Source organism: Botrimarina sp. (assembly GCF_040219535.1).
Lineage (GTDB): Bacteria > Planctomycetota > Planctomycetia > Pirellulales > Lacipirellulaceae > Botrimarina.
Genome location: NZ_JAVJSH010000030.1, coordinates 43,336 through 51,568, shown reverse-complemented (window position 1 = coordinate 51,568; position 8,233 = coordinate 43,336). Strand labels below are relative to the sequence as shown.

Annotated in this window: 1 protein-coding gene; it reads left to right on the top strand. The window is 65.3% G+C overall.

The features are described from left to right. Positions 1-743: 743 nt before the first annotated feature. Positions 744-7,865, top strand: coding sequence for a beta strand repeat-containing protein (locus RIC11_RS17865; protein ID WP_350213631.1), 7,122 nt, complete (start codon positions 744-746; stop codon positions 7,863-7,865). Positions 7,866-8,233 lie beyond the last annotated feature (368 nt).

The following is an 8,233-nucleotide window of genomic DNA, read 5'->3' as shown; positions in this document are numbered from 1 at the left end:
AAACGCGACAGTCTGAAAATCGTGTTTGTCCGCAAAAACGTTGCAAAACGGGGGTTAAGTCGTTGCGCCCAGGCGACTTAGCGAAGCGTTACACGCCGACCCCCAACTGTAACGAAACCCCTCGCCGGCCGACGCGCAAGGTCGGCCCGAAACCCGGCGGGCCGAAACCCGGCGATTGTCGCACGCCCGGTTTGTGACAGGTGGAGAATTAGCCACCGAGGGGCGGCCGCGCGCGGCTCGTGCGATGCGAGCGATCGCTCAACGGCAAGGGCCGACCATCGCGAATCGCGATCGTGCGGCCCGTTTCGGGAGAGCAGCTACGCGTTGCCACCGGTTGAACGTCGCCGAGGTGATGTCTACCGAGGGGAGCTAGGCAGCCACACTTCCTGGATCTCCCAGCAGTCTTCCGAAACTGCCGGAGGTGTCCCTGCTGCCAAGAGACCGCTGCGAATTCGCAGCCGGGCTAAGCCGCCGGTGTTGGTCCAACCGCGTGCCCAATCGGTCCAGCAGAGCACGTAGCCGTCTTACAGATCACCGGAGGCCCTGCAGGGGATCGAAGCGGTTCCAGAAGCGAATCGCGGGCGACTTCTGCTCCCACCGGATGGCGTTCGGTGCGTCTGGAGTCGAATCGGCAGGTGTGACAGCCAGCCGTGTGTTGGTTACGGTGTCACCCTGCCGAATAACTCGTCCGACTCCCGAGAGACGTCGCTGGCGTTCTCACCAGCCTTAGGGAGATGAAGGAAGTGCGATCCCTTCATAAGTCGACCTGCCTCCGCATGTTCTGGTGGGCTGCCGCGATCAGCTTCGCGACGGCTCACGCCCCCACTAAGGCGACTGACTTCGTCTGGAACCCGGGTGTAGCGCTGGGTGACTTTGACGACCCGAACAGTTGGTTCGCAGCGACCTCGGCGCCGACCGTTGGGGACACCGTCACGTTCGAGGACGCCGCCCGCGCGAATTTCACAATTGATGGCGCTGTCGATACGGTCACGGTCGTCCAGAACGTCGGTTTCGTTTTTCAGTCCGACACCGGCGTCCGCACCCTCACAGTAGACGACGTCGTGCTGGAAGACTCGTCCAGCCTCCTGCTCGAAGAGGTGCGCCTCGCGCTTTCGGGCAGCGTGACCGGAACGAGTTTCGAAGACGCCAAGCTTGAGCTCCTTGAGCAGGCCCGTGTCACCGGCGGTGTGATCGATGGCGTGCAGGTGCTCCTCAGCGACGCGTCGGCCCTCCTGAACGGAGTCGAGCTGCGGAACTCTCTCGTCATGCGGTCCGAGACCGTCGAGTCGTCGATCTTAAACGACATCTCGATCGGGTCGAATGTCACGTTGGCGGGCAACTCTGGGGCCATGCTTCAGTTGGACGGCGCGACATCGTTCGTCGGTGACTCGGGGCTGGCTATCTCGCCTAGCTTGGTCGCCGTGCTTAACGGACCGCTGATGGGCGCCGGCAACAGCCAACAGATCACCAACTTCGGAGAACTCCGAACCGCGACGCTGGCGAACCCAATCATCAGTTTCGACGACGCTCCGGGCGTCAGCCAGTCGCTGACGATCAACAACTCATCCGGCGTGCTCAACATCCAATCTCTTTCGAGCCTCGTTGTCAGCGAAGGCGGACTCGTCGTCGAAGGGGGCTCGATCGAGGGGGGCGGAACTCTGCGTGCGGACGGCGCCGACCTGATAGTGAACGGCGCGGCAGTGATCGACGGCGTATCGGTCCAAGCGTTCAACGGAGCGTCGCTGTCGCTGGGCGCCAGCTTGACGCTGCAGTCGGCCGACGTCGAGGTGTCGAGCGGGTCGGCCAGTGACATCCCGTCCGGCTTCGCGATCGGCGCCGGGTCAGCGTACCGGTCGACAAACGGAGGCATCGTCACGATCGGTCCCGCAATCACAAACGATGGTGTGCTCCGGGCCGAGCGGGCGACACTCCGCGTCGTAGGCGACACAATCCTCAACGGCGCCGGCACGACCGCGCTGGACTCTGCCGGTGGTCTCGGAGTCGCGCCCCGCATCGAGCTACCGGGCGGCGGTTCGCTGACCGTAGGCGCCGACCAGACACTGTTTTTCGATACGCCAGACGACGGCTACCTCTACGGGACCGGCTCGGGGGGCTTGGCGTTGGTAAACGAGGGTCTCTTGCGCGTCGGCGTGAACGGGCGGGCCACCGTGCTGCAGTCGGATAACGCAGCCTCCCCGATCGCCGCGGCGACGTTGCAGGATTTCACGCTGGAGAACCGCAGCGAGTTGGTGCTGGATAGCGGCTCGCGGCTCACGCTGCTCAACGACTCGTCGACCGCATCGACGCCGGTCACCGCGGTCGACAACGTGGGCGGCGTCATCACGCTCAACGCTCGCGCGGAGTTGGTCTTCGACCAACCCAACTTCACTAGTGCAGTCGTGCTGCAAGGCGGGCTCATCACGGGCGACGGCGCTGTGCGCTCCTCGGGGGGGAACTTGCTGATCAACGGCGCCGCGGTGATCGACGGCGCGACAATCGCGGTGGAGGACGGCGCCCTGCTGACTCTCGGCGCCGAGGTGACGCTGCAGTCGGCCGACATCGCGATCGGCCAACAGTCAACCTATGCGCTATCCGACGGATTCATGGTCGACGCGGGAATGACCTACCGCTCTTACAGTGGTGGCCTGCTCACCATCGACGGCGAAGTGACGAACAACGGCTTGGTGCGGGCCGACGGCGCGATGCTCCGCTTCCTCGGCGACGCGACGCTGAGCGGGACAGGGACGACTGAAGCAGTGACCGAAGCCGGGAACGGCCCCGTATTCATGGAGTTGGCGGGCGGCGGTTCGTTGACCGTAGGAGTCGATCAATCGCTCCTGTTCGATTCGCCAAACGTGAACTTCTTGTATGGCTCCGGCTCGGGCGGGGTGACGCTGGTGAACGACGGCCTGATACAGGTAGGCATTTTCGACGACTTCTACGTCACGCAGTTCGACAACGGGGGGATACCGGACGCCACCTTGCAAGACTTTACGCTAGTGAACAACGGCGAGTTGCTGCTCAAGAACGACTCCGAGATGGTGTTTTTTGCCAATCTGGTCGACAGCACGACGCCGGTTACGACGACGATCGACAACCGCAACGGCCTGATCACGCTCGAGGCGGCTTCGGAGCTGCGTTTCGAGCAATCGGGATTCCCGGCCGACGTGACGCTCCGCGGCGGGCAGATCGTCGGTCCGAGCACGGATTTTGACCAAGTCGTTGTGGCCCAGGGGGCGTCGCTGCGGCTCACCGACTCGCCCACGTTCACCGACACCACGCTGCGAGTAGAACCGGGAGCGACGCTCACCATCGACGGCGAAGTGACGAACAACGGCTTGGTGCGGGCCGACGGCGCGATGCTCCGCTTCCTCGGCGACGCGATCTTGAACGGCTCGGGGGTGACCGAGTCAAGAGGTGTCGATCCTCGGATCGAAATCGACGGCGGCGCATCACTAACAGTCGGGATGGACCAGACGCTGCTGCTGGGCGAGTTCGCGGAGAGCTTCGTGTACGGTTCAGGATCAGGGGGCGTGACGCTGGTGAACGACGGCCTGGTGCGGCTCGGGCAGTTTGCCACCACGACGGTCTTTCAAACCGACAACCCGCTCTCCCCGGTCGGGGGAGCGACCTGGCAGGACTTTACGCTGGTGAACAACGGGGAGCTGATGCTCAGGAACGACTCGCGGCTGGTGTTTCGGACCGAAGAGACCGACAGCCCGACTCCGGTTACGACCACGATCGACAACCGCAACGGCGTGATCACGCTCGAGGCGGCTTCGGAGCTGCGTTTCGAGCAATCGGGACTCCCGGCCGACGTGACGCTCCGCGGCGGGCAGATCGTCGGTCCGAGCACGGATTTTGACCAAGTCGTTGTGGCCCAGGGGGCGTCGCTGCGGCTCACCGACTCGCCCACGTTCACCGACACCACGCTGCGAGTAGAAGAGGGGGGGACCCTCACAATCGAGGGACCCTTCACCTACGACGCTTTCGCGGTGTTCCGCGGGGCTCGCCTCAACGCGGTCGGTGGCGAGTGGCTCGGAAGCGGAGACGTGGTCTTCGAGGAGGCTAGCCCGTCCCTGCCGGCGCAGATCGTGTCTTCCACCGGCGCCGCAATCCGATTCGGAGCCGGCAAACAGGTCCGCATCAGCAGCGGCGTCACCACGCTCTCGGACGCGACGATTGCTGGCTCGACAACCGACGGCGCAGGATCGTTGACCGTCGAGCCGGGTGCGACGCTTCGGGTCGAGACCGCCGCAGCGGGGATCGACGATGTCGCCTTCCAAGTGCTCGGCGTGCTCGACGCCCGAGCCGACCTAGTCGCCACGGTCCCAATCCCGGTCGCGGCGGGCGGCGAACTGCGCGTCGACGCGGCAGCGACGGTATCGGCCCCCAACGTGACGATCGACCCGGGCGGCGTGCTGACACTTGCCGGCGGCGTGCTCGACACTCCGACGTTCGAACTCAACGGCGCCGCGGTCGGCGACGGGACGATCATCACTCCGAACGACCCCGCCACGCCGACCCAGATCTCGGCGCCGATCACCGGCACAAGTCCCGCGATGCCGATCGCGCTGACCGGCTGGATCGAAGGCGGCGGGCTCCTCGACAACGTCCTGATCGAGGGGACCCACTCGCCGGGCGACGGGATCGCTTTTACCGACGCCGGCTCGATCGCCTACGGCCCAACCGCCGACCTTCTTATCGAAATCACGAACCAAAACGTGCTCAACCCCGGGTTCGATCGCGTCGTCGCGACGGGATCGGTGACGCTCGACGGCGACCTCGACCTGCAGCTCGTCGATTACGTCGAGAACACCCTGAGCATCAACGACCAACTCGTGCTGCTCACGTCGGGCGGCCTGAGCGGCCAGTTCGCGAACGTCGCGCCGGGCGACCGCGTGTTGTTCGACGGCGGCCTGGCCTCGGCCCAGATCGACTACGGCGCGACCAGCCCCTTCGACCCGAACCACATTGTCTTCTCCGAGTTCGTCCGCGAGCCGCAGCAGGTCTTCTGGATCGGCGGGAACTCGAATTGGAACTCGCTCTTGAACTGGGACCTGCTTCGTATTCCCAACAACGACGGACCGCTGAAGTTTCACGCGATCATCAACGCCGGAACCGTCGATGTCGACGTGCCGGTGACGCTCAGCCGCCTGACGCTGAACAACGCTGGCAGCGCGTTGACGCTCAACCAGACTGTTGTCGTCGAGGACCTCTTCTGGAACGCCGGAAACCTGACCGGACCGAACGTCCTGACGACCACGGGTGAGAGCACGATCGATACCGACGGGCAAGTTGACACGGGCCCCGGTTTGGTGAACCAGGGGACCGCGACATGGGTCGACGGCAACGTGGTCGGCCAGTTCGCGGGGCAAGGCTTCGTCAACGAAGGCGAGTTCCTCATCGAGCTGACCGAAGACCATTCGTTCTGGTACGTCACAAACATCGCGACCGGGGTCATCCGCCACACCGGGACGGCGCGCGCAACTCTCGGCCCGAACACCGGTTTCGAAAACGACGGGCTGGTGGAAATCACCGGCGGCGGCACGCTCCGGGTCGCGCGCGACCGAAACAACGGCAGCGACGGCGACTTCGTGATCGCCAACGGCGTGTTCGAGTCGGCCGTCGGCTTCGGCGCCGACCACAAGTTCAACGGCTCTGTCACCGGACAGGAGTTCCGCTCGCTCACGGGGACCATCTCGTTCAACGGCGCCTACGACGTCGATACGACCTCGATCGCGGCGAGCGTCGTCACCTTCAACACCCCGTCGCCCGCGACGACCGACACGCTCACAATCCACTCGGGCGACCTCAAGGTCGAGACGATGCTCATCGTGGACCAGCTCAACTGGAACGGCGGCGGATTCGTCAATGCGGCGGGCCAAACCACGCTGACGACATCGGCGGTCGTCGATACGCCGGCGCAGAAGAAACTCACCGGCCAGTTCGTGAACCAGGGCGAGGTGACCTGGCGTGACGGCGACTTTTCGCAGAGCTCGCAGGGCCTGTTCCGCAACGAGGGGACGCTGCTGATCGAGCTCGCCGCCGAACGGTCGCTCTACCATGCGCTGAACACCTCGACCGGCGTGATACGGCACACGACCGCAGCCCGGGCGATCCTCGGACCGACCGCCGGTTTCGAAAACGACGGGCTGGTCGAGATCACCGGCGGCGGCACGCTCCGAGTCGCGCGTGACCGCAACAACGGCAGCGACGGCGACTTCGTGATCACCGACGGCGTGCTCGAGTCGGCCGTCGGATTCGGCGCCGACCACAAACTCAACGGCTCGGTCACCGGGCAGGAGTTCCGCTCGTTGACGGGGACAATCTCGCTTAACGGCGCCTACGACGTCGACACGACGACGGTGAACGGCGGGTTGGTCACCTTCAACACCCCGTCGCCCGCAACCACTGACACGTTGGCGATTAGCGCTGGCGAGGTCCACGTCGCGACTGAGTTCGTTTTCGACCAGATCACCTGGACGGGCGGCGGGTTCGGCAACTCCGCCGGACAGCCGGTCCTCACCGGCCAGGGCGTCATCAGCGGCCCCGCCGTAAAGGCCGTTGGAACGACCCTCGTTAACCGTGGCGCGCTCACGTGGAACGACGGCGCCGTCGGCACGGGCTCGGTGACCGCCGCGCGGGTCCGCAACGAGGGCCTGCTCACGATCGACTTGGTCGCGCCGCGCAACATAGTCCGCCTGGAGAACTCGCCCGGCGGCGTCGTGCAGAACAACGGCGCTGCCGCGACGATCGACCGGATCGCCAACGATGGGACCATTGACGTTGCCGCATCGAGCGTCACGCTCGTCGGGACCGTCGACAATCACTCGGGGACCACGCTCAACGGTGGCGAGTGGATCGTCCGCGACGGGGCGACTCTCGACTTCGGTGCAAAGACGATCACGGTCAACAACGCCGCGGTCCGGTTGTTCGGCCCGGCGTCCACCTTCGCGGCGATCGGCCCGCTCGACGACAATCGCGGCGTGTTCGAGATCGCCGAGGGCCGCGACTTCACGACCGTGGGCGACCTCGCCAACAGCGGAAGCTTAGTGATCGGCGCCGGGGGCACGCTAACGGTGTCCGGCGTGTACACCCAAACGGGCGCGGGGAGTTCGCTTCAAGTCGATGGTGAGTTCCTCTCACCTTCGGGCCCAGCCACCTTTGCCGGCGGCGCAGCGCTCGGGGGCGGCGGTTTCGTTCCCGGCGACGTCGTAATCGGCGCCGACGGCGTCGTCTCGCCGGGCGCGAGCCCGGGCACGCTCACCGTTGAGCGGTTGCTGCTCGAGGACGGCGCCGTGTACGAGTGGGAGTTCGACGGCGCCGAGAGCGACTCGATCGTGACCACCGACACGCTCTGGATGCCCTCTACCGCGACGCTCCGAGTGGTCCAACTCGGCGGCTCGCCGTCACTGACAGACGAATTCGTGCTCTTCGAGTACCCATCCACACAAGTCGATCCGACCAACCCGGTTTGGGCCATCGACGGCACGGGGGCGCCCGACTGGGACCTCACGAGCGCCGTGGTCTCGATCGACACCACGAAGAATCAAGTGCTGCTGACCGGAGTGGCAAGCGTCTTCAACGCGGCCGACTACAACAACGACGGCGCCGTCGACGCGGCCGATTACTCCGTGTGGCGCGACAACCTTGATGAACAGGTGACGCCGTTTACGTCCGCCGATGGCGACGGAGACGGCCGGGTCTCGTCATCGGACTACCTCGCCTGGACGGCGAACTTCGGAACCCTCGGCGTCCCGGCAGATTCGACCGCGGTTCCGGAGCCCGAGGGCATCGCGGTCGTCGGTCTGATTTGTCTCATCAACGCGTTGCGGCAACGCCCTGCTCATCAGGTCCGCTGATCTTCAGCCGGGACAGCAAAGGTCCCGAATGAGCCGCAGTGGCAAGCTCTTGCCTCTGGCATCAACAGGCGTCGTCCGCATCAGCGGAGAACCGCCGAGCTGCGGCGGGTGCATCGGCCGCGGCGCCGAAGAGCAAGGCCAAATCTGCTGAGGTCGTGACGACCTCTGAGGATACGCAGCCTCCGACTGGGGAACGCTGAGCCAGTTTCCGGGTTTGCTAGGCCACCGCGTCGGCGCCGCTCACCTCGGCGGAGGTGGCGGCGGCATCTGCTGCCCAAGCTTCGTCGTGCTCAGTGGCTTTCAGCATCACTTCGCCCGTGTGGGATCGCCCGCGCCCTGTCCCACTGCCCAGCGCGCATAAAAATCGG